Below are 26,999 nucleotides of genomic sequence, written 5' to 3' on the forward strand. Positions count from 1 at the left end.
CGACCGCAATCGACTGACGCGAGTTCAAACGGGCGCCGCGCAGGCGCCCGTTTTCATTGCGGCAACGGCCCCAGCTTGGTGCCCTCGAAGAAGCCGTAGCGGAAATTCGCGCGACTCATGTTGGCCCCGCGCAGGTCGGCGCCCGAAAACCGGCCGCGCGTCATGTCGGCGGACCAGAAATCGACCTGCTGCCCCTTGGCGAAACGCATGTCGATATCGACCATATTGGCCTGCACGAACCCGGCCCGCTCTGCCGTGACACCATAGAGATTGGCGCCTTGCAAATCGGTATTGCTGAGATTGGCTTCGGTCAGGTCGGCCCGCTTGAAGTTGACACCGGCCATACTGGCCCTCTTGAAATCGGCCCCTTCCGCCTGCGCTCCCGGCGCCTGCACCTGCGTGAACCGACTATGCTGGAACCGTCCCGCTGCAAGGTTGACGTCGGCGAGATTGGCGGTGGAGAAGTCTGCGCCGAAAGCCAGCACCGCCTCCAGATTTGCCGCCACCAGGCTCGCGCCCTTGAAATCGGCACGCGTCAGCGTGGCGCCACCAAGGTCGGCCCCATCGAGATTGGCCTTGCCCAATTGCGCCGCATGCAGGTTGGCGCCGGTCAGCACTGCGCCGGCAAGGTTCGCGCCCGCCAGAGGCCGCCCCTTGAGATCGGCTCCGGCAAGGTCGCAGCCGGGGCAGTCGATGCTCGTTCCATCGAGGAATGCCGCCACATCCGCCGGCTGGGCCTGCACCCCTCCGGTCAGCAATAGGCCAATGGCCAGCGCTGCAAGACGTCTCATGGCTCCACTCCAAATACCGCGAACACTGCCAGGTGCCGCACCCCGGCCATATCGCGCGAGCGGAACGAAATCTCGCTGTAAAGCGGTCCGCCGCCCACGATCATGCCGATATATTGCCGCCCATCCACGCTGTAGCTCATCGGTGGCGCTGCCATGAACGAGGAAACATGCTGGCTCCAGACCGTATCGAGCGTGGTATCGTCGAGCAGATGCAGCGAGCCGTCTGCGGTCATCGCGATCACCAATCCGCCCGCGGTGGTCAGCAACCCGCTTTGCAGCGGATAGTCGAACAGATGCTCGGCCACCACAGCGCCATTGGCCGGATCGATCGCCGCCAGGGCGCCGGTCGTGCTCGTGCTATGGGCATAAAGCCCGCCCTCGTCCTCACCGGCCAGGTTGCCGATATCGCTCAGATCGGCGCGACAGCCATTGTTCTGCGCGGCATAGAGCAGAGCCGTGCGCGTGCTGTAGCTGGCCGGCATATGGTCTTCCGCCAGGATATTGGGACAACCCGGGGGGCTCACGGCGTTGCCGGTCGAAATGGGCGCGCCGACCGCGTCGCGTTCGCCATACCAGTCGAGGCCGGTCACATAGGGTTCGGCATAATCGAGCGTGCCGCTGGTCACGTCGAACCGGCGTACGAAGCCATCGTCACCCGCCTGCACCGCATTGCCTTCGGGCAGCAGTACGGGCGTTGCCGCGTCGTTGAATCCCAGCACATCGCTGGCCAGCAGTGGTCGCTGCCAGGCAATGGTGCCGCTGTCCGGATCTATGGCCAGCAAGGTATTGGTCGCATTGTCGCCGCCGCGCAACGTCTCGCCATAAGCCGATGCGGGACCATCAGTGCTCCACAGCACCAGTCCCGACTCGGCGTCATAGGCGCCCGTCCGCAGGATCGAGGCGCCGGCGGTGAAATCCTCTCCGGTGAGGAAGCTGCGCCATTTGACGGAACCGTCATTGGCATCGAGCCCCGTCAGTTGCGGCCTTGCGCCCCGGTCGCCACCGGCGCCGCCGATCACCAGCGTGTCGCCGACCAGCACCGGTGGGGCCGACAGCACATAGCCGGTCGCCGGGTCCGCCGCTGTGGCCGTGCGCGTCACCGCGCCGGATTCCCGGTCGATCCAGAACAGCCGTCCATCACCGGCCGCCAGGATGACGGAGTTGCCATGCAGGGTCAGGCTCCACTGGCCGATCAGCCACGGGTCCATCTCCTGCTCCAGCCGGGGCGACGTCCACATGATGTGGCCATTGACGCCGCTGGTGACATCGATCCGATAGACCACGCCGAACGGATCGACCATATAGGCCATGCCGTCCTCGACCAGAGGCGCCGACAGCCGCGTATGCTCAAACCCTTCGCCGACCGAGATCGGGCCAAGCGACACGGTGAACAGCAGCTTGAGGCGCGCTGCGTTCTCGGCGCTGAGCGCGTCCAGCCCCGAATAGCGCTGGGCGCGATAATCGCCGGTTCCCATCAACCAGTTCTGCGGCTCGTCTCCCGTAGCCAACAGGCGCTCTGGGGTGATGGGCGCGGCACTGGCCATCATCGTGGCCAGGAGTGATAGTGCAAGGCCGCCGAATACGCCCCGCCGCAGCTTGCCGATCATGGCTTCTCCTTCCGCCTGACCGATTTGCGGTGCAGCGTGATTTGAGGAAAAACTCTAACCGCCAGAATGTTTTGGGGCAAGGCAACTGCAGCAAACATCCCTGCCCGAAAGGCAATTTTTTTCGGTGTCCTGCCGCTGCCCCGCGGCTATATTGTTCGGAATAACAGGGAGTGCGTTCGAATGTTCAAATTCATTGCCAGCCTCGCCATTGCCGCCGTCCTGACGGCCCCGGCTGCCGCGGCGCCGTTCCGGCTCATCGTTACCGATCTTGAGCCGCCGCTTGTGCCCAATTCGGTCATGGATCTGGCTTTGTCGCTCGGCTATTTCGAGCGCGAAGGCGTCGATGTCGAACTGGTGCGCGTACAGCAGACCCCGCTGGCCGTCGTTGCTTTGCAGGCCGGTGAAGGCGAGATGGCCAATGTCGGTGTCGATACCGCGCTGCAACTGGTGGCCAGCGGCCAGCTCGACCTGCGCGCCGTAACCTCGCCGAGCAAGTCGCTATTCTTCATGATCGCCGCGCAGGATGCGATCGGCGACGTGGCGGCACTCCCTGGCCACAGCTTCGGCATCGGCCGGGTCGGCAGTGTCGATCAAGGGCTGAGCGAGCAGGTGCTGGCCGCCCAGGGCGTCGATATGGCCGCGCTCGACCAGGTTGCCCTCGGCCAACCCGCCGCCCGCGCCCAGGCGCTCGCTGCCGGGCAGATCGACGCCACTACCATGTCATTGGGCACCTGGACCACCCTGCCGGACCAGGCCGGCATGCACATCCTCGTGGACCCGGACGCCTATTTCGCCGCCGCGCCTGTCGTCAGCAAGGTCAATGTCGTGACGCCCCAGGTCCTCGCCGAGCGCCGGAGCGACGTCGTGGCTGTCGTGACCGCGCTGGTCAAGCTGTCCCGCGATATCGCCGCCGATCCCGCCATCTGGGTCGACGCCATGGCCACAGCCCGGCCGGACCTAGCCCGGGCGGACTTCGAAAGCCTTGCCGCCGCCTATGCCAGGAGCTGGAGCGTCAATGGCGGGTTGAGCGCCAGGGAACTGGCCTTCACGGCCGACTGGAATTTCAAGGGCGAAGATTTCGCCGGTCTTGAACCTGTTGGTCTTGATGCCTGGGTGGATTTCACCGTGGCCGACGAGGTACTGGCTGCCCTCGGCACCGCTCCCGATCTGGACCCTGCCGACCGGTGATCGCGAACCCTGGCCAGCCGGGCATCGTCCTCAAGCATGTCGAAAAGAGCTTCGGCCGACCGGGTGGAACAGTCACCACTGCGGTGGCCGACTTTTCGCTCGACATCGCGCCAGGCGAATTCGTCACCATTCTGGGGCCGTCGGGCTGCGGCAAGACCACCTTGCTGCGGCTGGTCAACGGCTTGCTCAAGCCCGACGGCGGCAGCGTAACGGTCGGCGAGCGCACGCCCGTTCCAGGCCCCGATATGGGCTTCGTCTTCCAGTCGTTCCGGTTGATCCCCTGGGCCACGGCGGCACGCAATGTCGGCTTCGGGCTCGAACTGGCCGGGGTCGAACCGGCGCGTCGGCAGGAGACCGTGACTCGCCTGCTCGATCGGGTCGGGCTCAGCCGCTATGCCGGCGCCTATCCCGCAGAACTCTCGGGCGGCATGAAGCAGCGCGTGGCTTTAGCCCGCGCGCTGGCGACCGAGCCGTCGATCCTGCTGCTCGACGAGCCCTTTGCCAGCCTCGATGCACAGACCCGCGAGATCATGCAGCTCGAATTGTTGCAATTGTGGAGCGAAAGGCGGGCGACCGCACTCTTCGTCACCCATAGCGTGGAAGAGGCGATCCTGCTGGCCGACCGCGTCGTGGTCATGGGCGCCGCCCCCAATTCCCTGCGCCACATCGTGCCCATCGACCTGCCGCGCCCGCGCCGCGACGAGGTGCGCACCAGCCCCGCTTTCATCGCCTTGCGCAATGAACTGACCGGCATCATCCGGGCCCTCATCACCGAGGACCCCAATTCGCCCTTCTTCAACCGGGGCTGACCGCCGCTTCGAAGCCCGGTGCCAATTGCTCGAACCGCGTCATGCTGTCGAAAGCGTCGGGCTGGAAGCGCGTCGTCACCGGGTCGATAAAGCTCTGGCCACGCTTTTGCAGGTAATGCTGGCCCACGCTGAAACGGCCCGCCTCGCTGTCGAGCGCGCAGTCGGACTTGACGAAATAAGTCCCGACCGGATTTTCTCCGGCGGCTGGTTCGATATCGGTGCAGGCCCAGTCGCTGCCGAAATGGTTGCGCAGCAGGTTGCCCAATGTCCAGAACTCATAGCGCGGACGGCTGGTTTGGTTGGCCGGCCGCGGATCGGTCACCAGGCGCCGGCCCTGGACCAGCCCCTCGCCATCGATCAGCAGCGAGGCCACCACCGGAAAGCCGAATACCACCGTACCGCCGAACCGCAGCACATCGCGCCGCTGCTCCAGCGAGCGGGCAATATATTCCTGTTCGTCGTCATAGCGGAAATAGACCTCATGCAGCCCGCTTTTCTCCGGCCGGCAGGTGGCGAAGTCGGCAAAGCTGGCCAGCCGCCGCGAGGGCGGGCCGCCATTGCTGCCACAGGCCAGGTCGGCGAAATCCGCATTGATCTCGCCCACCGGCGTGCCCAGCGGAATGTCCCAGATTTCGGCGCGTGGCTCGGCGGCATGCACCGAACCTGCCAGACAGAATACGGCCGCGAGGGCCAGCAGATGTTTCATCGTCAACCTCCAGTGCCGATGCGCCAGCGGTCGAGCCGCCGCTCCACCAGCCGCAACAATTCGGCAACCGCAATGCCCAGGCATGCCAGGATCAGCACCACCACGAAATAGGGCGCCATGCGGAATGTATTTCCGTAGATGGCCAGCAGGCCACCCAGGCCCTGCACGGCCGTATAGAGCTCGGCGACCACGGTATTGATCAGCCCGATCGTCGCGCCAAGCCGCAGGCCCACCATGATGAAGGGCGCCGCCCCCGGCAGCAGGATCTTGCTGAAAACCTGCCCCGGCCTGGCCCCGGCCGACCGGGCCATTTCCACCAGTTCGGCATCCCCGTTGCGCACCCCGGCATAGGTATTGATCAGGATGGGCATGACCGCACCCAGCGCCACCACTGTGATCTTGGCCCAGAAACCCAGCCCCAATAGCACGATGATGAGCGGAATGAAGGCCACGCGGGGTGTCGCCATCAGCGCGTTGAAGAATGGATCGAGCGTGCGCCCCACCACCGGTACACCCCCGCTATCAGCCCCATCGGCAGGCCGATGGCGATGGCCAGCAGCAGGCCGGTCACATAGATGCCGAGCGAACTGGCCGTGGCTTCATAAATGGTGCCGTCGCCGAACAGCCTTACCGCAGCTTCGAATACCGCCGGCGGCGCCGGGATCAGGTTGCGCCCGGCAACCAGCGAGGCCAGCCACCACACGATGACGAGCGCCACCACCACCAGCACCCGGTAAAGCCAGATCGGCTGATTGCCGCGCTCCATCACTCGCGCCCCTTCCGCATCATCTGTCCGCGCTGCGGATCATAGCCGAACACTGCCAGCAGGAAGGACACAATCCCCACGCCTAGCACCACCAGCAGCGCGACTGCGTTGAACTGGCCATAGGCAGCAAAGCGGATAAGCTCGACGGCATGGGTGAAGGGATTGGCCTGTGCCACCCACCATAGAAAGCTGGCGCCGCTCTCGCGCAGCTTCCACAACGGATAGAGCGCGCTCGAGCAGAAGAACATGGGAAAGATCACGAAATTCATCGTGCCTGCGAAGTTTTCCAGCTGCCTTATATAGACCGACAGCACCAGCCCGATCGATCCCAGCATCAGTCCGGCCACCAGCAGCGCCGGCAGCACGGTCAGCCATCCACCGAGTGGAATCTGCACATTGAACAGGCGGGCGACCAACAGGAACGCATAGGCCTGCGCCAGCGACAGCAGTGTGCCCGCCAGCAGCTTGGCGAACAGCACATACCAGCGCGGCATTGGCGCGGTCAGCAGCAGGCGCATCATGCCCATTTCGCGGTCATAGACTAGCGACAGCGACGATTGCATGCCGTTGAACAGCAGCATCATCCCAAGCAGGCCGGGCAGCATGTATTCCTGGTAGGTGATGTAGGTGCGGTAGGGCGCGATGATCGAAACGCCCAGCACATTCTGGAAGCCGGCCGCCACCACGATGAGCCACAGCGCCGGCCGCACTAGCGCCGAGACCAGCCGGCTCCACTGCCGCACGAACTTGGTCAGCTCGCGCGCCACGATGGCCTTGAGGGCCACCAGGGCATGCATGGCCGGTCCCAGCCTGGCTGGGCTATCGACCGGCAATGCGGAGGCCATGACCTGCTCTCCTAGAAGCTGCACTGGGTTTCGGGCGCGTCGACACCCAGTGTATCGAGATCGTTGACCTCGTGCAGGAATTCGGTGAACGGCGCCCGCGCGATCACCGCATCGGGCGTCGCCAGCAGCAGCGGCTGGCGCAACTGATGGTCCCAGCTGCGGAAGCTGCCGGGATTGCCCTTGACCGTGTCGAGGTTGAGCCGTTCGCGCAGCAGATAGTCCCGCAGCGCGTCGAAATCGCCGTTCTTGGTGCGCACCACCGCCGAACCGATGGCTTCCACCGCCACCCAGGCCGCCCAGCCACCACTATTCATGCGATAGGGCAGGGCCTTGTCCTCGTAGCGATGCTGCAATTGCGCCCCCGCATCCTGGTCCCAGCTCCAGGTCCAGGCTTCCGGAACCAGGCCCGCGCTGCCCACGACCGGACGGGGCAGGCTGGTCTGGTAGGGCACATAGCGGCCGATCTCGAAGCCGTGGTCGGCGACGAAGACGACATCATAGTCGACGCCCTCGGTCATCAGGGCCACATTGCTCTGCTCGCGGGCATTGGGGTCGTTGGTGAGCAGCGCTTGCCGCTCCTCCACGATGGTCAGCCCGAATTTCTGTGCCGTACGGCGGAAGGCCTCCACCATCAGCGCATCATCCGGCTGCGGCCCCTGCAACACCAGCGCGCGGCGCCAGTTCTTCACCGCCAGATACTGCCCCAGCGCATCTGTCAGCATGGCCTGGCTGGGATAGGTATGCAGCACATTGGCGCGGCACTGCTCGCCCCGCAAAGCATCGTCGGGCGCCGAAACGTTGATCAGCATCACCGGCTGGCCGGCCAGCGCATCGGCCAGCTCCACCAGCGCATCGGCCGGCAGGTCGGCCACGACGAAGCTGATACCATCATCGACCCAGCCGGCAATGGTTTCGGTCAATGCCGCCGTCGAATCGGCACTGGCCTTTTCCAGCGCGAAGTCGATGCCGAGCAGGCGGCCGATATCCTGCGCATCATCCAGCCCTACCTCGGCGCCGGTAAAGGGCCGGGCCAGGGTGTAGAACTGGATGCCCGCAAAGGCGCCCGCGGCCGCGTAGCGCGGATCGTTGTCGAGCTCGACATAGCCGATCTTCACGTGCTCGGCCGCTTCCGCCTGCGCAGCCGGGGCCGGCTGCGCTACAACCGGCATGGCGGCGCTTGCCAGCATCGCCATAGCGATGCCGGCAAGCGCCTTGCGCAGGGTCCTAGTCATCGATCACCACCGAATGCGGGATGCGACCGACCGGCAGGGTCAGCACATTGGTCCGCGATTCCATGTCGATGATGGACAGGTCGTCGCTGAGGCCGTTGGCGACGTAGAGCACCTTGTCGTCGCGCGAAATGTCGGTGCCCCAGGCGCGGCTGCCCACCAGCACATAGGTCTCGATTTCGCGCGTCGCGATATCGACGAAAGCCACGTGGTTGGCGCGGCCCAGTCCCACAATGGCCGTCTTGCCGTCATGGGTCATCGACATGCCGACCGGCGTCACGTCGACCGCGCGGAAGCCGGGAGGCAGGAATTCCAGCGTCTCGGCAACCTCGAACGTGGTGAGGTCGATGATCGAGACCGTGCCCGACAATTCGTTGGAGACCCAGATCTCGGCGTCGCTGGGCTGGATGAAGCGGCGCGGGCGGGTTTCCACCAGCACGTTCTCCATCACCACGCCTTCCTCGGCATCGATCACATGCACCATGTCCGCCACTTCGGACGTGGCATAGAGCGTCTTGCCGTCGGAGCTGAGCGCGATGCCCTCGGGCTCGGCCCCGGTGGGGACCTCGAACATGATGGCCTTGCTGGCCACGTCGATGACCTGCACCGTCGAGGTTTCCTCGTTGGACACATAGATCAGCGCGTCATCGTGGCTGAGTCGGAACATTTCCGGGCTCCGCCCGGTCGGGATATTGTCCACCACTTCGAGTTTGGCCACGTCGATGACCTGAATGACGTCGTCATCGCCGCACGCCACATAGAGCAGCGTATGGCCCTGGTTGAAGCTCATGTCGCGCGGCCGGCCGGCCGTCGCGATGAGCTTGACGATGGTATTGTCCTTGGCCGGGTCGATGACCGCGATATTGTTGGAGCGCTCGTTGCTGACGAAGACGAGCCCGGTATCGACCGCCGCTGCCGGCAGGATACCGGCAATGCCCAGCATCGCCCCGAACAGGGCCGGCACTATTTTGTGCAAATGTGTCATGGCGCTGGCCTAGCGGACCACGAAGGTGCCGGTCATGCCGCGGCTCTCGAAGCCGGGGGCGCTGAATTCGTAATTGCCGGGCAGCAGCGGCACGAAGAAGATGTCGGCCCCGCCCTCGTCGTCGAATTCCACGCCATAGATGGCGCCTAGCGGCTTCACCTCGATATCGTTGATCACCACCTGGTTGATCCACGACGCGCGCCACAGTTCGGGCGCGTTCACGCGGAACTCTTCCAGCCCGTCGCTCTCGATGCGCCACTTGTAATATTTGCCGGTTTCGAGCGTGTATTCGGTCACCGAAAAGGTGAGGTCCGCCCCGCTCATCACCAGCGGTTCGAGCTCGGTCGGCTGGGAGGCGAAATTACCCTCCGCCTGGGCCGCCGACAGGGTGAGGCAAAGGGCGGAAGCGGCAAAAAAAGCTCTGGCGGCAAACATTTAAAGTATCCTCTCAACGATATGGTGTCGTTCGGTTCGACCTGTGTATAGTGACATCCATACCAGTTCCGTCAACGTGATTATGTCCATATCGACCCACCCAAAAGTCGCATTCGACCCCGCCACCGTCCCTTTGCTGCAAGCTACCGGCGTCGCCAAGGCCTATGATGGCAAGCCGGCGCTGGATGGGGTGGATATCACCGTCCGCCCCGGCGAACTCGTCGTGCTGCTGGGGCCGAACGGGGCGGGAAAATCCACCCTGCTGCAACTGATTACCGGCCTTTTCACGCCCGATCGCGGTAGCATCGCGATTTGCGGTCATGACCTGCGTTCGGGAATCGTCCGGGCGCTTGCCCAGCTCGGCGTTGTGTTCCAGCAACCCACCCTGGATCTTGAATTGTCGGTCGAGGCCAATCTGCGTTTTCATGCCGAATTGCACGGATTGCCCGGCAGTCAGGTCCGGACGCGTATCGCCGCCGCCGCCGAGCGTTTCGGATTGACCGAGCGCCTGCGCTCCCCCGCCCGCGAACTGTCGGGCGGCAATCGCCGCCGGGTCGAGCTGGCCCGCGCCTTGCTGCATGAACCGCGCCTGCTGGTGATGGATGAAGCCACGGTAGGGCTCGATCCGGCCAGCCGTCGCGACATCCTCACCCATATCCTGTCGCTGCGCGCCTCCGGCATGGGGATATTGTGGACCACCCATCTGGTCGACGAGGCCGCCATGGGCGATCGCATCGTGGTGCTGAACCGGGGTAACGTCGTTTTCGAGGGTGTTCCCGCCGAACTGGCCGCCCGCAGCCAACCCGCCGATCTCGGCAATGCCTTCCTTGGGCTGACTGCGGATACCGACGCTGCGGCCTAGCCGCTTTCGCCCGGAGCCTGCACCTGCTCCAGCAGCCAGCGGTCCACCATCTTGCCGGGTCCGGCATCGAGGTCGCGGCAATTGCCATGGACCTCGAAGGCTTGCTGCCGCAACCTGACCAGCAAGTCACTGTCGCCGACCCTGAGCCGCACCGAACAGCGCCCCGGTTCGACCGCCAGCGTCTCCACGATCCGCACCTGCGCCTGCGATACGCCCCGGGCCTCGGCCCAGCGCATGGCTGCGATTTCGGCGAGTTGCCCGTCCGGCTGCAGGTCCGGCCGTCCCTTGAAGGCCGACAGATAGATGCGATTGTCGGCCAACGTTTCCAGCAGCGCCGGTACCTCGGCGGGGGTCAGCCGTCCATAGCGATGGCGTTGCGGCATGACGATGACGGATGGGGCAAAGTGGCAGCCGCCAATATGGGTGCATTGCAGCACGTCGAAGCCATGGGCAGCAGCCTGGGCCCGCAGCGCCTTGTAGAGCGGAAAGCCATAGCGGGCGCAGCAGGAATCGATCTTGGCGTCGGTGCAGCAGAGGATGACGCGCCGGGGCAGGGCCTCTCCATCAAGCGGCGTGCCATCGCCCCATGCTGCGATCAGCGCCGCCGCTTCGGCCTGCGACGAGGCCACCACGCTGCGCATGTCGGGGAAGGACCAGAGCCGGAATTCGGTCTCCTCGCCACGGTCGATCAGCCCGACATAGCGCCCGTTTCCGGTGGCGCCCTGCATGGCTGCCTGCAGTGCCTCGTCCATGTCGACCGATTGATAGCGCGGCCGCCGCCATTTGCCCTTCGGCCAGGCCAGGAACAGATGGCGCTCGGCCATCGCGCCGGTACCCTCGAGGGGCTCGCCGCGCGCGATGGCAAGGTCGGTGCAGAAGCGGTGGCTCATGGCCTGTGCTTCCGAAGGCGCATCAATCCGTCACCGCCTGGGGATCGACGCCATAGATCGCGGCCAGTTCGTCCAGCATCATATGCGCGCAATAGATGCCGCCGCCGGTATTCCACACCAGCTCGCTCACCCGCTGCGCCTTGCCGGCCTTGACGCCTTCAAGGTTCAGCCACAGCGGATCATTGGTCCATTCGGCCAGGTTGGCCACGGCTTCTTCCGGATCGGCATCGGCCGAGAAATAGAAGATGCGGTCGCCATCCATGTCCGGAATGCGTTCCTTCTGCACTTCCTCGGCAAACTCCTGGCGATCCTGTGGCGCCGGGCGCTTGAGGCCGACCTTGTCGAGGATGACGCCGGCAAAGGTGTCCTTGTAGTAGATGCGGGTGCGACCGGGCGAGAAGCGCACCAGCGAGATCGTCTCATTGATGCTGTCGCCCAGCGATGCACCGATGGCGGCGGCGCGGGTATTGAAAGCGGCGAGATTGGCGGCGCCCTGCTCGTGCAGGCCCAGCACATCGGCATAGAACTGGTAGTTCTTCTGCCAGTCCCCCGAAAGGTCCTCGGCATAGACCGTGGGGGCGATGGCGCTGAGCTGGTCGTAGATCTTCTCCTGGCGCACCTTGTTGCCGATGATCAGGTCGGGCTCCAGCGCGGCGAGGATTTCGAGGTTGATACCGCTTTCGGTGCCCAGCGGCACCGTATCGGCCAGCGGGCCGGCAATATGGTCATACCAGGGATCGCCATCCCAGGATTGGGCGGCGCCGACCGGCACCACGCCCAGATGCAGCAGCGCTTCGGTGCCTTCATTGGTCAGGATGACAACGCGCTGCGGCGCGTCGGGCACTTCGGTAACGCCCATCACATGGGTGATTTCGCGGGCGGCTGTCGGGGCGGCGAGGCCCAAGGCCAGCAGGGCTGCGGCAAGGAGGGTTCTGAACATGGTGGGTCTCGGTCGGGAAGGGTAGGGAAATTCGGCGCCCTTGGGAGAAAGGGCGCCGAAGCATGGGCTCAGCGGGTCGAGGGCAGCTCGTAGAAGCGTTCAACGTCGTCGAGCATCAGGTTGGCGGCGATGATGCCACCGGCCGTATTCCAGATGGCGTCGGAGACCATGTAGGCCTTGCCGGCTTTGACCACGTCGAGATTCTGCCACAGCGGGTCGGCCGTCCAGTCCGCAGCCTGGCTGTCGCCGGCACCGTCCCCGGTTTCGTAGACGAAGTAGAACAGCCGATCGCCGGCAAAGTCCGGGATGCGCTCCTTGCCGACATCATCGGCAAAGGTCGGGTTGTCCTGCGCCGGCGGGCGATGGAAGCCGATCTGATTGAGGATCAGCCCGGCAAAGGTGTCGTTGTAATAGATGCGCGTCAGGCCGGACATGAAGCGGACAAGCGAGATCTGCTCGTCCAGCAGCGGGCCGGCTTCCTCGCCCAGCTTGACGGCGCGGGCGTCGAAGGCGGCGAGCGCTGCCGCCCCTTCCGCGCCCTTGCCGGCGGCGTCGGTATAGAGCGCCATATTGATCTTCCAGTCGCCGCGCAGGCGCTCGGCCATCACCGTCGGGGCAATGGCGGAGAGCTGCTCATAGACCTTTTCCTGGCGCGTCTTGTTGCCGATGATCAGGTCGGGCTGCAGGGCGGCGATGGCTTCCAGGTTGAGCGCCGATTCCTCGCCGACCACGGTGACATCGGCCATCTCGGCGGCGATATGGTCATACCAGGGATCGCCGAGGAACGACTTGACGGCGCCGACCGGTGTGATGCCCACAGCCAGCAATGCCTCGGTGCCCTCATTGGTCAGCACGATGATGCGCTGCGGATTATCAGGTACGTCGGTAACGCCCATGGCATGGGTAATCTCGCGGGCCAGGACCGCGGGGGCGATAGCCATGGCAGTAACGCCGATGGCTATCGCGGCCAACTGACGAAAAGTGGACATTGCAACCTCGTAACTTGACAGGAAGGGTCAGAAAATGGTTTGGGCAAACAGTCAGAATTTATTGTGACTGTCAACATCAACTTATCTGGGGCCTGCCCTGTCCACCGCTGCCCTCGCTGCCGCCCCGTCTGTCGGTGTCACCAGGCGCCTGCCGTTGATCTATGGCGGGCTGGTCGTGCTTTTATTCGCAGCCATGCTGGGCAGCCTGACGCTGGGCTATCGGCTCTATGGGCTGGACCAGGTCTGGCAGGCTTTGTTCGCCTTCGACAATTCCGAAACAGCCGTCGTCATCGCCAATCTGCGCCTGCCGCGCGCGGTCATCGCGCCGATGGTCGGGGCAGGGCTGGGCATTGCCGGCGTGCTGGTGCAGACCCTGTCGCGCAATCGCATCGCCTCGCCCGATACGCTGGGCCTCAATGCCGGGGCCTCGCTTGCTGTGGTGCTGGCCAGCTCGGCCTTCGGCATCGGCTCGCTGCTGGGCCTCTCCATGGCAGCCGCTCTGGGAGCCCTGCTCACCAGCTTCCTTGTCTTCGCTATTGCCGCCAGCGCCGGCGGGCTGTCGCCGATCCGCATCGTGCTCATCGGGGTGACTATCGCCGGGCTGGGTCATTCGCTGGTGGAGGTGATCCTGACCACCAACGAGGCCCAATTGCAGCAATTGCTGTTCTGGCTGTCGGGCGCCTTTGTCGACCGGCCGATGGCGCTGGCCCAGTCCGGCGGACCCATCCTGCTGGCCGGGGCCATCATCGCCGTGCTACTGGCGCGTACACTCGATGCGCTGCAGGCCGACGACGTCACCGCCACCAGCATCGGCGTGCCGCTGGTCGTGGTGCGAGGCGCCAGCTTCCTCTCTGTATCGCTGTTGACCGGAGCCTCGGTAGCCATGGCCGGCCCGGTGGGCTTTGTTGGCCTCGTCGTGCCCCATGCCGCCCGCTGGCTGGTCGGGTTGCGGCATGACCGGCTGATCCCCGCTGCCGCCCTGATCGGGGCCATCTATGCCACCGTGGCCGACATCGCAGCCCGTTTCGTCATCTATCCGGTGGAAGCCCCCGTCGGCGCCATCACGGCCGTGGTCGGTGGCGTCGTGCTGCTGGTCCTGCTGAAGCGGAGAGCGGCATGAGCGACCTGCCTTCCACCCTGACCGTGGCCCGGGCGCCGCTGGCGCTGGCCATCATGAGCGCCGCCTTCGTGCTGCTGGCGCTGTCGGGCGTCGCTTTCGGCTCGACCTGGATTCCGCTCGATCAGGTGGCCGGCGTCCTAGCCGGTTTCGGCGAGAAGACGCAGAACATCATCGTGCTGCAACTGCGCCTGCCGCGCGTGGTGATTGCGGCTCTGGCCGGTGGCGGCATGGCGGTGGCCGGCTTCCTGCTGCAGAAGATCACCCGCAATTCGTTGGCTTCGCCCGGCGTGTTGGGCGTGGTCGATGGGGCGGCTTTGGGCGTGGTGATCTTCCTTGCCGTATTGTCCGACGAATCCAATTCGCTGGTCACCTCCATCGCCTATCAGCCGGTCGCTGCCATGGCCGGCGCCATCATCGCCATCACCCTGGTATTCGTTCTCTCCGGTCGCCAGGCATCCTCGGCCATCCGTCTGCTGCTGTTCGGCATTGCCGTAGCGGCCGTCGCCAAGGCCGTGACCATGGTGATGATGCTGATCGGCCCGATCTACCAGACCAGCCAGGCGGCGCGCTGGATTGCCGGTGCCGTCAACGAGGTCAACTGGGGCGAAATCCAGATCACCGCCATTGCCATGGTGCCGGTCATGCTGCTGGTACTGCTGGCGGCCCGCAAGCTGCCCCCGGCTGATCTCGACGAAGTCTCCGCGCGCGGCGTGGGGCTCGACCTGCCGCTCTTCCGCATCCTGATCTTCGCTTTGGCGGCCGGGCTGACCGCCCTGGCCGTGGCCTTTGTCGGCGGTGTCGGCTTCATCGGGTTGATGGCGCCGCATCTGGCGCGGCTTCTGGTGGGGCGCAATGTCTATGCCGGCATCCTGGGCAGCTTCCTTTTGGGCGCCATCATGCTGATCGGCGCAGACCTGATCGTGCGGGTGCTGTTCACCCCGATCGAAGTGCCGGCCGGCACGGTGACAGCCGTCATCGGCGCTCCCTATTTCCTGTTCCTGCTGATGGGCAAGCAACGCCATGACGGATAATCTTTCGGACAGCCGCATCCAGGTTCGCGACCTCAGCCTCGACTATGGCAATGTCAATGTGCTCAAGGCCCTGTCGCTGCCCATCGCGCGTGGCAAGATCACCGTATTGGCCGGCCCCAATGGTTGTGGCAAATCCACCCTGCTGCGCGCCATCCGCCGGCTGCACAAGCCGGCAGCCGGTGCGATCTTTCTCGAAGAACTCGATATCGCCCGGCTCAACGACAAGCAACTGGCCCGCCAGATCGGCCTTTTGGCGCAGAGCCCGTCTGCCCCCGGCGACATGACGGTCGAGGAACTGGTGCGGCTGGGCCGTTATCCGCATCAGTCCATGCTCCAGCCCTGGAGCCCCGGCGACAGCGCGGCGCTGGAAAAGGCCATGTCCGGCACCGGCGTGACCCACCTGCGCAGCCGGCGGCTGGGCTCGCTGTCGGGCGGCCAATTGCAGCGGGTCTGGATCGCCATGGTCCTGGCGCAGGAAACCGACGTCGTCTGCCTCGACGAGCCGGTCAATCACCTCGACATGGCCCACCAGCTCGATTGCCTCGACCTCGTCCGACGGCTGAACCGGGAGTTCGGTCGCACCATCGTCCTGGTGCTGCATGACCTCAACCTGGCGGCGCGCTATGCCGATCAGCTGGTTTTCCTCAGGGATGGCGCTATTGCCGCCTCCGGCACCCCGGAAGAGCTCATGACCGAAGCCGGCATTCGCACTGTGTTCGATGTCCGCTCCATGGTCATCACCGACCCCGTGCACGGCCGCCCCCTCTGCATTCCACTGGGCACCGATACGGTCCTGTCGGCCTAGGCCGACAACTCAGCCTGCAAGTTTTCCCCATCACCGCCGTCCGGCCTTGACAGAATATCCGCCGCATTGCTAATACGCATTATCTAGCTAATACGTATTAGCAAAAAGAGGCGTGCGGCAATGGCCAAACGGTTGAGACAGAAGGATATTGCGCAGCTGGCCGGGGTCAGCCAGGCGACTGTCTCGCTGGTGCTGAATGCCGCGCCCGCCACCCAGGCGCGCATCCCGGCGGAAACCCGCGAACGGGTCGAAAAGGTCATCCGCGAAACCGGCTACGTCGCCGACCCGGTGGCGCGGCGCATGGTCAAGGGCCTCAACCGCATCCTGGGCGTCTTCACCTACGAGCCCGCTTTCCCGTCCGAACAGGCCGATTTTTTCACGCCCTTCCTCTTCGGCATCGAAGAGGCGGCCCAGGCTTTGGGCTACGACCTGCTCCTGCTGACGGGCGCCGGCACCCAGCGCAAGATTTTCGCCGAGAATGTCCGTCTGCGCCTGGCCGATGGCTGCGTCATTCTCGGTCGCAAATTCGACAATACCGAACTGGCGCGGCTGGTGGCTGGTGATTTCCCCTTCGTGGCCGTCGGTCGCCGCGACGATGCCGGCGGCCCCGTGCCCTATGTCGGCGGCGATTACGCCCCGGCCACCTCGGCGCTGGTCGAACGCGCCAGGGCGCTGGGGCACCGCCGCATCGCCTATGTCGGCCTCAATGAAGGCGCCGAATCCACCATCGACCGTTGGTACGGCTTCAGCCGCGCCATCGGCGACGCCGAACTGGTCGCCAGCATCTTTGCCGTCGATCGCCCCCCCGCCGAAACGCTCGACATATTGGTCAGCGCCGGCGCCAGTTGCGTGTTCTTCACCGAACTGGCCGACGCGATGCGCGTGGAAGCGGTGGCGCGCGAGCGGGGCCTGTCGGTGCCCGGCGACCTTTCCATCGTCGTGCTCGGCAATCACATCCGCGCCGATGAACCCGGCCGTCGCTTCACCTCCTTCGCCATTCCCCGCGAGGCGATGGCCAAGGCCGCAACCGAAATGCTGGTGCGGCGCGTCGAGAACGATGCGCCGGTCGAACAGCTCCTGCTGCCCTGCGAACCCGTCGAGGGCGATACCCTCGGTCCGCTTTCTCCCAAGACCAAGAAGACCAGATGACCAAAGAATATTCAGCCGATCTGCTCGTTGTCGGTGGTGGCCTTGGCGGCGTCGCCGCCGCGCTTGGCGCGCTGCGCTCCGGGCGCACCGTCATCCTCACCGAGGAATATGACTGGCTGGGCGGCCAGCTCACGAGCCAGGCCGTGCCGCCGGACGAACATTCCTGGGTCGAGCAGTTCGGCATCACCCGCTCCTATCGCCAATTGCGCAACGGCATCCGCCAGTATTACCGCGACCACTATCCGCTGACGGCGGAAAGCCGCGCCTGGGGCGATCTCAATCCCGGCGCCGGCTGGGTCAGCCGTCTCTGCGCCGAACCGCGCGTCGGTGTCGCCGTCATCGAAGCCATGCTGGCGCCCTGGCGCGGCGGCGGGCAGTTGCGCGTGCTCCAGCCCTGGCGGCCCGTCGCGGCCGATGTCGACGGCGACACCGTTCGCGCCATCACCCTGCAGCACCGCGACAGCGGTGAGCGCATCGTGGTCTCGGCGCCCTATGTCGTGGACGCCACCGAGCTGGGCGATCTCCTGCCGCTCACGGGCACCGAATATGCCAAGGGCTTCGAGGCCCAGTCCGATACGGGCGAGCCCAGCGCACCGGCCGAGGCTCAGCCGGACAATGTGCAGGCCGTCTCGATCTGTTTTGCCGTCGATCATGTCGATGGCAACCAGGTGGGTGACAAGCCGGCCAACTACGATTTCTGGCGCCAGTACCAGCCCGATTTCTGGGGCGGCCCGCTGCTCAGCTTCAAGGCACCCCATCCGCGCACGCTCGAAATCACCGAGCGCAGTTTCACCCCCAATCCTGATGACGATCCGCTACTGGTCGATGCCGACCAGCGCCGCAATCCGGGTGACGGCAATCTCTGGACCTTCCGCCGCATCGCCGCGCGCCGCAATTTCGTGCCCGGTGCCTATGGCTCCGACATCTGCCTCGTGAACTGGCCGATGATCGACTATATGCTCGGCACCATCATCGACGTTTCCGAGGAAGAGAAGGCGGCTCACCTCAAAGCGGCGGCCGAACTTTCCCATTCCATGTTCTACTGGTTGCAGACCGAGGCGCCCCGCGTCGATGGCGGTCAGGGTTTCCCCGGCCTGCGCCTGCGCGGCGATATCACCGGCACCGACCATGGCCTGGCCATGGCCCCCTATGTCAGAGAAAGCCGCCGCATCCTGCCGGTTACCCGCATCGTCGAGCAGGACGTGTCCATGGCCGTGCATGGCAATGCCCTCTCCCGGCACTATCGCGACAGCGTCGGCATCGGCATGTACCGCATAGACCTGCACCCCTCGACCGGGGGCGACAACTATGTCGACGTAGAATCCTCGCCTTTCGAGATTCCGCTCGGCGCGCTGCTGCCGCGCCGGGTGAAGAACCTGCTGCCCGGTGGCAAGAATCTGGGCACCACCCACATCACCAACGGCTGCTACCGCCTGCATCCGGTGGAGTGGAATGTGGGCGAAGTGGCCGGCCTTTTGGCCGCCCATTGCCTCAATAACGGGCTGACGCCGCACCAGGTGCAGGCGGATGACGGCCTGCTCACCGAATTCCAGGCCCATCTCTACACCCAGGGGATCGAGATCCGCTGGCCGGATGTGCGTGGCTATTGACGACCACAAGGAGGAACCAATGAAAACCAATCATCTGAAGGCATCGGCGGCCATCGCCGGCATCGTTCTCGGGCTCGCTGCGACAGGTACGGCCTGGGCACAGGACGCAGTCAACCTGCGCATGACCATCTGGAGCGCCAACGAAGCGCATCTGGCCACGTTCAACGAGATTGCCGAGGGCTTCAAGGCAACCCACCCCAATGTCACGGTCAGTTTCGAACCGCTGCCCTTCGACAGCTACACCACGACCCTGACCACCCAGATCGCCGGCGGCAATCCGCCGGACCTGGCCTGGATTCTCGAAACCACGGCTGCCGACTTCGTCAATTCCGGCGCCCTGGCCCCGCTGACCGACGCCTTTGCCGCCACCGAAGGCTATGACCTGGCCGATGTCACCGAGCAGGCGACCGCGCTCTGGACCAAGGATGGCCAGCTCTTCGCCTATCCCTTCTCCACCTCGCCCTTCGCCATCTTCGCCAACAACGACGTCATCAAGGCTGCCGGCGCCAAGACCCCGGCCGAATTGATCGCTGCGGGCGAATGGAACTGGGACAATGCCTTCGCCACCGCGGCCACCGTCGGCCAATCCGGCAAGACGGGTCTCGTCGTCCGCGATTTCAAGTATCAGGTCTGGCAGAACATGGCCTCGATCTGGAATGGCTGGGGCGCCACGCCGTGGTCGGCCGATGGCAAGACCTGTACCTTCGCCGACCAGCCCATGGTTGATGCCATGACCGCCATCCACAAGGCCATCTTCACCGACAAGGCCATGCCCGGCCCCGGTGAGGATATCGACTTCTTCGCCGGGGAAACCGGCATGACCATCACCCAGATCAGCCGCGCTTCGCTGCTGCCCACGGAAAATCCCTTCGATTGGGATCTGGTGCCGCTGCCGGCTGGTCCGGTCGGGGAATATGCCGTGGTCGGTCAGGCCGGTGTCGGCGCCTTCGCTGCCGGAGCCAATGTCGATACGGCGGTGGAGTTCCTGGCCTACATGACCAACCCGGAAAACAGCCAGAAGCTGGCCCAGTTCTTCCCGCCGGCCCGCGCCAGCCTGCTCAATGCCGAAACCCTGGCCGCCACCAATCCGCTGCTTTCGGCTGAACAGATCGACAATGTGGTGATCTCCGGCATTTCCAACGGTGTCGTGCTGCCGGGTCACACCAACTTCGCCCAAATCCAGCAGACCATCCGCGCCTCGCTGGACAGCCTCTGGGTGGCCGATGCCGATGTCGCCGCCGTGCTCGGCAATGTGTGCTCCAGCGTCAGCCCGCTGCTGGCCCGCTAAGGCGAGGTTAGGCACTGAACCCCTCCCTCCCCCTTGTGGGGCTGCGAGCCGGCCCGCAGGGCAAGATCGCTCCGGTGGAGCGATCTTAGGCGAGAAGGCCATGAGAGCTATGCTCGAATGGCTGGAAGCGAGATAGGGCTTAGCGTCAGCTAAGTCCGTTGAATCGAGCAGGGTGGGGGTATGCTTCCGCGAGTCCGATGCTCGTGACACCCCCACCCTTGATCCCTCCCACAAGGGGAGGGAGACGAAGGAACCACCCTTATGAGCTTGCCGGCAGAGCCCATGCAGCAAAAACGCCCCTTCTGGACCATGGCCCGTCGCGACGCGGCCGCGGGCTATGTTTTCATCGCCCCCCAGTTGGTCGGCATCATCACCTTCGTCCTCGTGCCGCTCGGCCTGGTCTTCTGGTATTCGCTGCACGAATGGAATGTGCTGGCCTCCACCTTCAACTATGTTGGCGCGGCCAATTACCAGATGCTGCTGGCCGATCCCAACCTGCCATCGGTTCTGCTGGCCTCGGCCATTTTCTCGGTCGGGCTGGTGATCCTCAACATGTCGCTGGCTTTGCTGCTGGCCGTGCTGCTGGACCAGAAGCTCAGGGGTCTCGTGGTCTTCCGCACCCTGTTCTTCTCGCCCGTCGTGGTGTCGCTTGTCGCCTGGACCATCGTCTGGAGCTTCCTGCTGCAGAACAATGGCGGCATCAATGGCATGCTGGCCATGCTCGGTATCGAAGGGCCTAACTGGCTGCGCACGCCCACCACGGCCCTGATCTCGGTGGTGGTGGTGCAGGTCTTCAAGAATGTCGGTCTCAACATGGTCCTGTTTCTTGCCGCGCTCCAGGGCGTACCCAAGGAGCTTTACGAAGCCGCGCGGGTCGATGGGGCAGGGCGCTTCAAGCAGTTCCGCCGCATCACCCTGCCGCTGATCTCCCCCACCATCCTGCTGACCTCGATCATCACCGTCGTCGGCTCGCTCCAGGTATTCGCCCAGATTGCCGTCCTCACCCAGGGCGGACCGGGCATGTCGACCACGGTTCTGGTCTACTACCTCTATCAGCAGGCCTTCCAGTTCCACTTCTTCGGCTATGGCTCGACCCTGTCGATCCTGCTCTTCGTCATCGTCGCCGCGCTCACCTTCGCCCAGTGGCAGCTCCGCAAGCGGATCGTCTTCTATGAAAACTGATCTCTCCCCCCGCATGAAAGTGGCGCTTTACGGGCTGATGTGCGTGCTGCTCATCCCGTTCGTCTTCCCGACCTGGTGGATGGTCACCTCGTCGGTCAAGCCGATCAGCGACATCTTCGCCTTCCCGCCCGATCTCTGGCCTCGCCGCTTCGATTTCTCGACCTATGCCCAGGTCTTCGAACTGCAGCCCTTTGCCCGGCAATACTGGAACTCGGCCTATATCGCCGCTTTGGTCACCGCAGGCACGATGCTCATCTCGTCCATGGCCGGCTATGCCTTCGCGCGGATCAAGTTTCCCTTCAGCAATGCCATCTTCATGGTGGTCCTGCTGGGCCTGCTGATCCCCAGCGAGGTCACCATCGTCCCGTTGTTCCAGATGTTCCTCAAATGGGGCATGATCAACACCCATTGGCCGCTGATCCTGGTGCCGATCTTCGGCGCGCCCTCGGTCTTTGCCACCTTCGTCATGCGCCAGTTCTTCATCGCTTTGCCGGTCGAGCTGGAAGAGGCTGCCCGCGTCGATGGCCTGGGCCGGTTCAAGATCTTCTGGACCATCGCCCTGCCGCTCGCCAAGCCCGCCCTCGGCGCGGTGGCCATCTTCACCTTCCTCCATTCCTGGAACCTCTATCTCGAACCGATCGTATTCCTCTCCTCGACGCAGATGTTCACCCTGCCCCAGGCGCTGACCCAGTTCACCGATGCCTATGGCGGGGCCATGTGGAACATCCAGCTCGCCGCCGCGACCATGACCGCCATCCCGGTCCTGCTGGTCTTCATCGTGGCACAGAAGCAGTTCGTCGAAGGGCTCGCCCATACCGGGCTGAAAGGCTGACCATGGCTCCCGTTACCCTCAAATCCGTTCGCAAGGCCTATGGCGATGCCAAGGTGCTGCATGGCGTCGACATCGCCATTGCCGATGGCGAATTCATCGTGCTGGTCGGCCCATCGGGCTGCGGCAAATCCACCCTGCTGCGCATGATTGCCGGTCTCGAAGTCATCACCGACGGTGCGGTCGAAATCGGCGGCCGCGTGGTCAACGACCTCGAACCCAAGGACCGCGACATCGCCATGGTGTTCCAGAACTATGCGCTCTATCCGCATATGACGGTCGCCACCAATATGGGCTTCTCGCTCGAGCATCGCGGTGCCTCCAAGGCCGAGATAGCAGAGCGCGTCAAATGGGCCGCCGAAATCCTTGGCCTGGTGCCCCTGCTCGATCGCTATCCCCGCCAGCTTTCCGGAGGCCAGCGCCAGCGCGTCGCCATGGGCCGCGCCATCGTGCGCAATCCGCAGGTCTTCCTGTTCGACGAACCCCTCAGCAATCTCGACGCCAAGCTGCGCGTCGTGATGCGCGGCGAGATCAAGGGCCTGCACCAGCGCCTCGGCGTCACTACCGTCTATGTCACCCACGATCAGGTGGAAGCCATGACCATGGCCGACCGCATCGTGGTGATGAATGCCGGCCGGGTCGAGCAGATCGGCGCCCCGCTCGACCTCTATGACCGCCCGGCCAACCTTTTCGTCGCCGGCTTCATCGGCTCCCCCGCCATGAACCTGATCGGCGGCGAAATCACCGAACAGGGCTTCGTGGCAGCCGGGGTAACCCTGCCGCTGCCATCAGGCACCGCCGCAAGGGGCAAGGCCACCTATGGCATTCGCCCGGAACACCTTATTCTGGCCGATGACGGCGTGCCCGCCACCGTTACCCTGGTCGAACCCATGGGCTCCGAAACCCAGGTCACCATGACCCTGGGCGAACACAGGATCATCGGCGTCTTCCGCGAGCGGCTGTCCGCCCGCCCCGGCGAAATCATCCATGTCCGGCCCGATCTCGCCGCTATCCACCTCTTCGACACCGAAACCGGCGCACGGATCGGCTGATGTATCCCGAAACCAAGCTCTACCGCGCTCTGACCGGCGGCGCCTTTCCCGTCATCGTCTCGCTGGCCCGCCACGATCTGGATCTGGCCAAGGCGGCGCTGGATGGCGGCGCCTTCGCGCTCAAGACCCATCTCAACGCCTATCATCGCGCCACCGGCACGACCTTTGGCAGCTTCGCCGAGGAACGCCCCTTCTTCGAGCAGTTGGCCAAACTCGGCTGCACGCTCCTCGTCATGGCCGGCCAGGAAACCGTGCCTTCACCCGAGGAGATGGAGGCTCTGGCCACCCTCGGCTTCGAAGGCTTCAACGTCTATATCGACCACCTGCAACCGCACCTGCTGCAATCGCGGCTCCGCCCCATGCCGGCTTTGTCCTCCGACAGCACGCCGGAAGATATTGCCCGCATCGCCGCCATTCGCGGCTGCATCATCGAAGCCTCGATCATGCCCTTCGAGCGCTATCGCACCGCCATGACCGATGCCGATCTCGCCCGCTACCGCCAGATCGCCGAAGCGGTGGACATCCCCGTCATCGTCCCCAGCCAGCTCAACCTCACGCCAACAGATGCAGCCAAGCTGCGCCAGGCCGGCATAGCTGCACCCCTGCTGGGCGCCATCGTCACCGGCAACACACCGCAATCCGTGCGCGCGGCCGTGAGCGCTATCGCTTCGATCTAGCCCCATGCCCACCCTCCCCCTTGAGGGGAGGGTAGCGTCGCTAGGCCCGAAGGGCCGTAGCAGAGCTAGGGAGGGGGGTGGCCTTAAGGATCGCAGAAACGCTTCAGGGCGCCGTCACGATATTATCCCGCCCACTCAGCACCAGCGCCGCATCGGCACGCGCCAGCGTCACCAGCGTCAGCCCCGCCGCTGCGGCCCGCTCGGCCGCCAGTGTAGTCGGCGCCGAAATGGTCACCAGCATCGGGCAGCCCGCCCGCACGGTCTTTTCCACCAGTTCATAGCTGCACCGCGCCGTCAGCAGGAAAAACCCCGTCCCCGGATCGATCGCCTGCCACGCCAAGGCGCCGATGAGCTTGTCGAGCGCATTGTGCCGGCCCACATCCTCGCGCGCCATCACGATGCTGCCATCGGGCAGGCAGAACGCCGCCCCATGCACCGCACCGGTTTCCCGGCTGAGCGGCTGGTGCTCCGACAACCCCTCTAGCGCCCGCGTGATAGCCTGCCGATCTACGCTGATGCGGGCGGCGACTGGGGGCAGGGGGCGCAACACCTGTTCGATATTGTCGATGCCGCAGAGCCCACAACTGCTTTCGGTGACCCGCGTCCGCGCTCGCGCCATCGCTTTCTGCGCGCCATCAGGCGGCAGGTTCAGCCGTACCACGAACCCGCCCTTCACCGCATGGGCCTGCACGTCGAGAATATCCGCCGGCCCCGTCGCAAGTCCCTCGCTCAGTGCAAAGCCGGTGGCATAGTCCACCAGGTCCGCCGGCGTCGCCATCATGACGGCATAGCCGATGCCGCACACATCGAAGGCCACCGGCGCCTCGACCGGCACATTGCGGATGATCCTCGCATCGCCCTGCGGCCCAAGCCCCAGCCCGAGCCGATCCAGCGCGGTCTCGACCGCCCGCCGCCCCTCTGCCTCCAGCGGCCTGTCCATCAGCCGCCCTGCACCACGCGCACCGGTACCGATTTGGCCGCCGGCGTGCCGCTGATGCGGTCGTAATAGTCGAGCGGCAGCAGTGGATTGAGCTCGGGGTAGTAGCCGGCCACCGCGCCGCGCGGCATCGGATAGTCGAGCACGGTCAGCCCAGCGATCCGCCGCTCGACGCCATCGGTGGCGATGGTTTCGAGCGCAATCTTCTGGCCCGATTCCAGCCCACGCGCCTTGCGGTCCTCTTCATTCATGAACAGCACCATGCGGTCATTATAGACCCCGCGATAGCGGTCATTATAGCTGTAGATCGTGGTGTTGAACTGGTCATGCGAGCGCACTGTGGCCAGGCGCAGCATAGTGTCATCCTCGATCACCGCATCGACATGCAGGCCCTCGAACAGCAGGAAATTGGCCTTGCCGCTGGGCGTCGGCCAGACGCGCCGGCGCGGCGGAATGTCGAGATGAAAGCCCCTAGGCGCTTTGATGCGCTCGGAGAAATCGGCATAGATTTGCGGATAGACATCGGCGATCCTGTCGCGAATGGCGTCATAGTCGTCGATATAGCTGGCCCAATCCACCTTGCTGTCGGGCAGTGTGGCCATCGCCATGCGGCAGACGATCTCCACCTCCGGCATGCAATCGGGACTTGCCGGCTCCAGCACGCCACGCGATGCCGTCACATTGGACATCGAGTCCTCGATGGTGATGAACTGCTCGCCGGCTTTGGTCCGGATATATTCCGAGCGCGCCACCACTGGCAGGATCAGCGCATCGCGCCCATGCACCAGATGCCCGCGATTGAGCTTGGTGGCGATGCCCACCGTCAGCGCCAGCTTCTGCATCGCCGCATAGGCCTGCTCGGTATCGGGCACCGCGCGGACGAAGTTGCCGCCCAGCCCGATGAACACCTTGGCCTGGCCGTTTCTCATCGCCTCGACCGATTCCACCGTATGGTGGCCATGCTCGCGCGGTGGCTCGAACCCGAACACGTCACGCACCCGGTCGAGATAGGCCTGGCTCGGCTTCTCGTCGATCCCCACCGTGCGGTCGCCCTGCACGTTGGAATGGCCGCGAATGGGCGAAATGCCAGCGCCGGGCCGGCCGAAATTGCCGCGCAGCATCAGCAGGTTGGCAATCTGCTGCACCATGCGCGATCCCTGCTGGTGCTGGGTTATGCCCATGCCGTAGCAGATCATGGTCGCCTTGGAGCGAATGTAGATTTCGGCGCAGCGCCTGATCTGTTCTTCCGAAATACCCGAGACCGCTGATATCTCCGCCCAGTCCTGCGCCATGGCATCGTCGCGGATGGCCTCGAATCCCAGCGTATGCTCGGCGATGAAGTCGCGATCGATGATGGCCTCGCCCGCCGCCTCGCGCTCGAAGATCACTTTCATCATGCCCTTGAGCAGCGCCAGATCGCCGCCGATGCGGATATGCACGAATTCGCTGGCAATGGGTGTCGAGCCCATCGTGGCCATCTGCACCACGTCCTGCGGCTCGGTGAAGCGGATCAGCGCCCGCTCCGGCATGGGATTGACCACCACGATGGGCACGCCGCGTTTGCGGGCTTCCACCAGGTTGGTCATCATCCGCGGCGCATTGGTGCCGGTATTCTGCCCGATGATGAAGATCGCGTCGGTATGCTCGAAATCCTCGATCACCACCGTGCCCTTGCCCACTCCGATGGAGTGCGGTAGCCCGCGGCTGGTCGGCTCGTGGCACATATTCGAGCAGTCGGGGAAATTGTTGGTGCCGAACTCGCGCACGAAGATGGAATAGAGAAAGGCAGCCTCGTTGGGCGTGCGGCCCGACGTATAGAATTCTGCCTCTTGGGGACTCTCGAGCGCTCGCAAATGCTGGCCGACCAGCGCAAAGGCCTCGTCCCACGAACAGGGCACATAATGGTCGCTCGCCGCGTCATAGCGCATCGGCTCGGTGAGCCGTCCGTGCATTTCCAGCTCATAGTCGGACTGCGCCATGAGTTCGCTGACGGAATGCTGTTCGAAGAATTCCCGCGTCACCCGGAATTTGGTCGCCTCATGCGCCAGCGCCTTGGCGCCGTTCTCGCAGAATTCCAGCGTCTTCTTGCATTCCGGGTCGGGATAGGCGCAACTCGGGCATTTGAAGCCGCCGGGCTGGTTCATGGTCAGCAGCGCCCGCGAGCCCTTGCCGACCACGCTCTGCTCCATCAGCACCTTGGCCGTCGCCGCCGCTGCACCCCAGCCGCCGGCGGGGTGATTATAGGTCTTGTAGCGGGGCTGCTTGTCGCTCACTGTT

27 protein-coding genes are annotated in these 26,999 nt (G+C 64.6%); 13 read left to right on the forward strand and 14 right to left on the reverse strand.

The window, feature by feature from the left end; all coding sequences use genetic code 11:
- Positions 1-53: 53 nt before the first annotated feature.
- Together NVV79_RS02115 and NVV79_RS02120 are read right to left on the reverse strand one after the other, a co-directional pair.
- Positions 54-791 carry a pentapeptide repeat-containing protein gene (locus NVV79_RS02115; protein ID WP_303985778.1) on the reverse strand — a complete coding sequence of 246 codons (738 nt, stop codon included), beginning with the start codon at positions 789-791 and terminating at the stop codon, positions 54-56.
- Positions 788-2,398 carry a PQQ-binding-like beta-propeller repeat protein gene (locus tag NVV79_RS02120; protein ID WP_303985780.1) on the reverse strand — a complete coding sequence of 537 codons (1,611 nt, stop codon included), beginning with the start codon at positions 2,396-2,398 and terminating at the stop codon, positions 788-790. The genes NVV79_RS02115 and NVV79_RS02120 overlap by 4 nt, the downstream gene beginning before the upstream one ends.
- Positions 2,399-2,578: 180 nt before the next feature.
- Between NVV79_RS02120 and NVV79_RS02125 the strand changes: the two genes are divergently transcribed.
- Both NVV79_RS02125 and NVV79_RS02130 read left to right on the forward strand, forming a co-directional pair.
- On the forward strand, positions 2,579-3,586 hold the full coding sequence (locus NVV79_RS02125) for an ABC transporter substrate-binding protein (RefSeq protein ID WP_303985782.1): 1,008 nt from the start codon (positions 2,579-2,581) through the stop codon (positions 3,584-3,586).
- The gene (locus tag NVV79_RS02130) at positions 3,583-4,395 is read left to right on the forward strand and encodes an ABC transporter ATP-binding protein (protein ID WP_303985784.1); all 813 of its coding nucleotides are present in this window, start codon (positions 3,583-3,585) and stop codon (positions 4,393-4,395) included. Before NVV79_RS02125 ends, NVV79_RS02130 begins: the two co-directional genes overlap by 4 nt.
- Here the strand turns inward: NVV79_RS02130 and NVV79_RS02135 are convergent.
- Genes NVV79_RS02135 through NVV79_RS02165 form a run of 7 tightly spaced genes read right to left on the reverse strand, consistent with a single transcriptional unit; the run spans position 4,382 to position 9,361 of the window.
- A complete protein-coding gene (locus NVV79_RS02135; protein WP_303985785.1) occupies positions 4,382-5,101 on the reverse strand; it encodes a hypothetical protein in 720 nt (239 codons plus the stop codon). The genes NVV79_RS02130 and NVV79_RS02135 overlap by 14 nt on opposite strands.
- Before the next feature lie 2 nt (positions 5,102-5,103).
- On the reverse strand, positions 5,104-5,607 hold the full coding sequence (locus NVV79_RS02140; protein ID WP_303985787.1) for an ABC transporter permease: 504 nt from the start codon (positions 5,605-5,607) through the stop codon (positions 5,104-5,106).
- Positions 5,568-5,867, reverse strand: coding sequence for a hypothetical protein (locus NVV79_RS02145; protein WP_303985789.1), 300 nt, complete (start codon positions 5,865-5,867; stop codon positions 5,568-5,570). Before NVV79_RS02145 ends, NVV79_RS02140 begins: the two co-directional genes overlap by 40 nt.
- Complete coding sequence (locus tag NVV79_RS02150) at positions 5,867-6,712, reverse strand: ABC transporter permease (protein WP_303985792.1); 846 nt, start codon at positions 6,710-6,712, stop codon at positions 5,867-5,869. Before NVV79_RS02150 ends, NVV79_RS02145 begins: the two co-directional genes overlap by 1 nt.
- An 11-nt stretch (positions 6,713-6,723) precedes the next feature.
- Positions 6,724-7,944, reverse strand: coding sequence for an ABC transporter substrate-binding protein (locus NVV79_RS02155; RefSeq protein WP_303985795.1), 1,221 nt, complete (start codon positions 7,942-7,944; stop codon positions 6,724-6,726).
- Positions 7,937-8,926, reverse strand: coding sequence for a PQQ-dependent catabolism-associated beta-propeller protein (locus NVV79_RS02160; RefSeq protein WP_303985798.1), 990 nt, complete (start codon positions 8,924-8,926; stop codon positions 7,937-7,939). The genes NVV79_RS02155 and NVV79_RS02160 overlap by 8 nt, the downstream gene beginning before the upstream one ends.
- A 9-nt stretch (positions 8,927-8,935) precedes the next feature.
- The gene (locus tag NVV79_RS02165; RefSeq protein WP_146292367.1) at positions 8,936-9,361 is read right to left on the reverse strand and encodes a hypothetical protein; all 426 of its coding nucleotides are present in this window, start codon (positions 9,359-9,361) and stop codon (positions 8,936-8,938) included.
- Between the two features lie 82 nt (positions 9,362-9,443).
- Here NVV79_RS02165 and NVV79_RS02170 point away from each other — a divergent pair, with 82 nt between their 5' ends.
- The gene (locus NVV79_RS02170; protein ID WP_303985804.1) at positions 9,444-10,223 is read left to right on the forward strand and encodes an ABC transporter ATP-binding protein; all 780 of its coding nucleotides are present in this window, start codon (positions 9,444-9,446) and stop codon (positions 10,221-10,223) included.
- Here NVV79_RS02170 and NVV79_RS02175 read toward each other — a convergent pair.
- The 3 genes from NVV79_RS02175 to NVV79_RS02185 form a co-directional block, all read right to left on the reverse strand.
- Positions 10,220-11,113, reverse strand: a complete 894-nt coding sequence (locus tag NVV79_RS02175; RefSeq protein ID WP_303985807.1) for a sucrase ferredoxin — start codon at positions 11,111-11,113, stop codon at positions 10,220-10,222. The genes NVV79_RS02170 and NVV79_RS02175 overlap by 4 nt on opposite strands.
- 22 nt (positions 11,114-11,135) lie before the next feature.
- Positions 11,136-12,053, reverse strand: a complete 918-nt coding sequence (locus NVV79_RS02180; RefSeq protein ID WP_303985809.1) for an ABC transporter substrate-binding protein — start codon at positions 12,051-12,053, stop codon at positions 11,136-11,138.
- Positions 12,054-12,121: 68 nt separating this feature from the next.
- A complete protein-coding gene (locus NVV79_RS02185) occupies positions 12,122-13,042 on the reverse strand; it encodes an ABC transporter substrate-binding protein (protein ID WP_303985811.1) in 921 nt (306 codons plus the stop codon).
- 175 nt (positions 13,043-13,217) lie between these two features.
- Between NVV79_RS02185 and NVV79_RS02190 the strand changes: the two genes are divergently transcribed.
- The 10 genes from NVV79_RS02190 to NVV79_RS02235 all read left to right on the forward strand — a co-directional run bounded on the left by NVV79_RS02190 (position 13,218) and on the right by NVV79_RS02235 (position 23,785).
- Complete coding sequence (locus NVV79_RS02190) at positions 13,218-14,162, forward strand: iron ABC transporter permease (RefSeq protein WP_303985814.1); 945 nt, start codon at positions 13,218-13,220, stop codon at positions 14,160-14,162.
- A complete protein-coding gene (locus NVV79_RS02195; RefSeq protein WP_303985816.1) occupies positions 14,159-15,193 on the forward strand; it encodes an iron ABC transporter permease in 1,035 nt (344 codons plus the stop codon). The genes NVV79_RS02190 and NVV79_RS02195 overlap by 4 nt, the downstream gene beginning before the upstream one ends.
- Positions 15,183-15,998 (forward strand): ABC transporter ATP-binding protein, encoded by an 816-nt coding sequence (locus tag NVV79_RS02200; protein WP_303985818.1) that lies wholly within the window; start codon positions 15,183-15,185, stop codon positions 15,996-15,998. Before NVV79_RS02195 ends, NVV79_RS02200 begins: the two co-directional genes overlap by 11 nt.
- Positions 15,999-16,118: 120 nt before the next feature.
- Positions 16,119-17,147: a LacI family DNA-binding transcriptional regulator gene (locus tag NVV79_RS02205; protein WP_303985821.1), complete on the forward strand. Its 1,029-nt coding sequence runs from the start codon at positions 16,119-16,121 to the stop codon at positions 17,145-17,147.
- On the forward strand, positions 17,144-18,757 hold the full coding sequence (locus NVV79_RS02210; RefSeq protein ID WP_303985824.1) for an FAD-dependent oxidoreductase: 1,614 nt from the start codon (positions 17,144-17,146) through the stop codon (positions 18,755-18,757). Before NVV79_RS02205 ends, NVV79_RS02210 begins: the two co-directional genes overlap by 4 nt.
- Positions 18,758-18,776: 19 nt before the next feature.
- Positions 18,777-20,045: an ABC transporter substrate-binding protein gene (locus NVV79_RS02215; protein WP_303985827.1), complete on the forward strand. Its 1,269-nt coding sequence runs from the start codon at positions 18,777-18,779 to the stop codon at positions 20,043-20,045.
- A gap of 261 nt (positions 20,046-20,306) precedes the next feature.
- Positions 20,307-21,227 (forward strand): carbohydrate ABC transporter permease, encoded by a 921-nt coding sequence (locus tag NVV79_RS02220; RefSeq protein ID WP_303985830.1) that lies wholly within the window; start codon positions 20,307-20,309, stop codon positions 21,225-21,227.
- On the forward strand, positions 21,217-22,059 hold the full coding sequence (locus NVV79_RS02225; RefSeq protein WP_303985831.1) for a carbohydrate ABC transporter permease: 843 nt from the start codon (positions 21,217-21,219) through the stop codon (positions 22,057-22,059). The genes NVV79_RS02220 and NVV79_RS02225 overlap by 11 nt, the downstream gene beginning before the upstream one ends.
- A 2-nt stretch (positions 22,060-22,061) precedes the next feature.
- Positions 22,062-23,108, forward strand: a complete 1,047-nt coding sequence (locus NVV79_RS02230; protein ID WP_303985833.1) for an ABC transporter ATP-binding protein — start codon at positions 22,062-22,064, stop codon at positions 23,106-23,108.
- Positions 23,108-23,785 (forward strand): hypothetical protein, encoded by a 678-nt coding sequence (locus tag NVV79_RS02235; RefSeq protein WP_303985835.1) that lies wholly within the window; start codon positions 23,108-23,110, stop codon positions 23,783-23,785. Before NVV79_RS02230 ends, NVV79_RS02235 begins: the two co-directional genes overlap by 1 nt.
- A 103-nt stretch (positions 23,786-23,888) precedes the next feature.
- On the opposite strand, the gene fdhD is transcribed toward NVV79_RS02235, so the two are convergent.
- Positions 23,889-24,725: a formate dehydrogenase accessory sulfurtransferase FdhD gene (gene fdhD / locus NVV79_RS02240; protein WP_303985838.1), complete on the reverse strand. Its 837-nt coding sequence runs from the start codon at positions 24,723-24,725 to the stop codon at positions 23,889-23,891.
- Positions 24,725-26,995: an FdhF/YdeP family oxidoreductase gene (locus tag NVV79_RS02245; protein ID WP_303985840.1), complete on the reverse strand. Its 2,271-nt coding sequence runs from the start codon at positions 26,993-26,995 to the stop codon at positions 24,725-24,727. Before NVV79_RS02245 ends, fdhD begins: the two co-directional genes overlap by 1 nt.
- Positions 26,996-26,999: the final 4 nt, after the last annotated feature.

This window comes from Devosia ginsengisoli (assembly GCF_024707105.1).
GTDB classification, from domain to species: Bacteria; Pseudomonadota; Alphaproteobacteria; order Rhizobiales; family Devosiaceae; genus Devosia; species Devosia ginsengisoli_A.

Bases quoted from the DNA above. Each gene is read 5' to 3' on its own strand.
- NVV79_RS02115 (WP_303985778.1), bottom strand. From the start codon at position 791: ATGAGACGTCTTGCAGCGCTGGCCATTGGCCTATTGCTGACCGGAGGG.
- NVV79_RS02120 (WP_303985780.1), bottom strand. From the start codon at position 2,398: ATGATCGGCAAGCTGCGGCGGGGCGTATTCGGCGGCCTTGCACTATCA.
- NVV79_RS02125 (WP_303985782.1), top strand. From the start codon at position 2,579: ATGTTCAAATTCATTGCCAGCCTCGCCATTGCCGCCGTCCTGACGGCC.
- NVV79_RS02135 (WP_303985785.1), bottom strand. From the start codon at position 5,101: ATGAAACATCTGCTGGCCCTCGCGGCCGTATTCTGTCTGGCAGGTTCG.
- NVV79_RS02145 (WP_303985789.1), bottom strand. From the start codon at position 5,867: ATGGAGCGCGGCAATCAGCCGATCTGGCTTTACCGGGTGCTGGTGGTG.
- NVV79_RS02150 (WP_303985792.1), bottom strand. From the start codon at position 6,712: ATGGCCTCCGCATTGCCGGTCGATAGCCCAGCCAGGCTGGGACCGGCC.
- NVV79_RS02155 (WP_303985795.1), bottom strand. From the start codon at position 7,944: ATGACTAGGACCCTGCGCAAGGCGCTTGCCGGCATCGCTATGGCGATG.
- NVV79_RS02160 (WP_303985798.1), bottom strand. From the start codon at position 8,926: ATGACACATTTGCACAAAATAGTGCCGGCCCTGTTCGGGGCGATGCTG.
- NVV79_RS02165 (WP_146292367.1), bottom strand. From the start codon at position 9,361: ATGTTTGCCGCCAGAGCTTTTTTTGCCGCTTCCGCCCTTTGCCTCACC.
- NVV79_RS02170 (WP_303985804.1), top strand. From the start codon at position 9,444: ATGTCCATATCGACCCACCCAAAAGTCGCATTCGACCCCGCCACCGTC.
- NVV79_RS02175 (WP_303985807.1), bottom strand. From the start codon at position 11,113: ATGAGCCACCGCTTCTGCACCGACCTTGCCATCGCGCGCGGCGAGCCC.
- NVV79_RS02180 (WP_303985809.1), bottom strand. From the start codon at position 12,053: ATGTTCAGAACCCTCCTTGCCGCAGCCCTGCTGGCCTTGGGCCTCGCC.
- NVV79_RS02185 (WP_303985811.1), bottom strand. From the start codon at position 13,042: ATGTCCACTTTTCGTCAGTTGGCCGCGATAGCCATCGGCGTTACTGCC.
- NVV79_RS02195 (WP_303985816.1), top strand. From the start codon at position 14,159: ATGAGCGACCTGCCTTCCACCCTGACCGTGGCCCGGGCGCCGCTGGCG.
- NVV79_RS02200 (WP_303985818.1), top strand. From the start codon at position 15,183: ATGACGGATAATCTTTCGGACAGCCGCATCCAGGTTCGCGACCTCAGC.
- NVV79_RS02205 (WP_303985821.1), top strand. From the start codon at position 16,119: ATGGCCAAACGGTTGAGACAGAAGGATATTGCGCAGCTGGCCGGGGTC.
- NVV79_RS02210 (WP_303985824.1), top strand. From the start codon at position 17,144: ATGACCAAAGAATATTCAGCCGATCTGCTCGTTGTCGGTGGTGGCCTT.
- NVV79_RS02215 (WP_303985827.1), top strand. From the start codon at position 18,777: ATGAAAACCAATCATCTGAAGGCATCGGCGGCCATCGCCGGCATCGTT.
- NVV79_RS02220 (WP_303985830.1), top strand. From the start codon at position 20,307: ATGAGCTTGCCGGCAGAGCCCATGCAGCAAAAACGCCCCTTCTGGACC.
- NVV79_RS02225 (WP_303985831.1), top strand. From the start codon at position 21,217: ATGAAAACTGATCTCTCCCCCCGCATGAAAGTGGCGCTTTACGGGCTG.
- NVV79_RS02230 (WP_303985833.1), top strand. From the start codon at position 22,062: ATGGCTCCCGTTACCCTCAAATCCGTTCGCAAGGCCTATGGCGATGCC.
- NVV79_RS02235 (WP_303985835.1), top strand. From the start codon at position 23,108: ATGTATCCCGAAACCAAGCTCTACCGCGCTCTGACCGGCGGCGCCTTT.
- fdhD (WP_303985838.1), bottom strand. From the start codon at position 24,725: ATGGACAGGCCGCTGGAGGCAGAGGGGCGGCGGGCGGTCGAGACCGCG.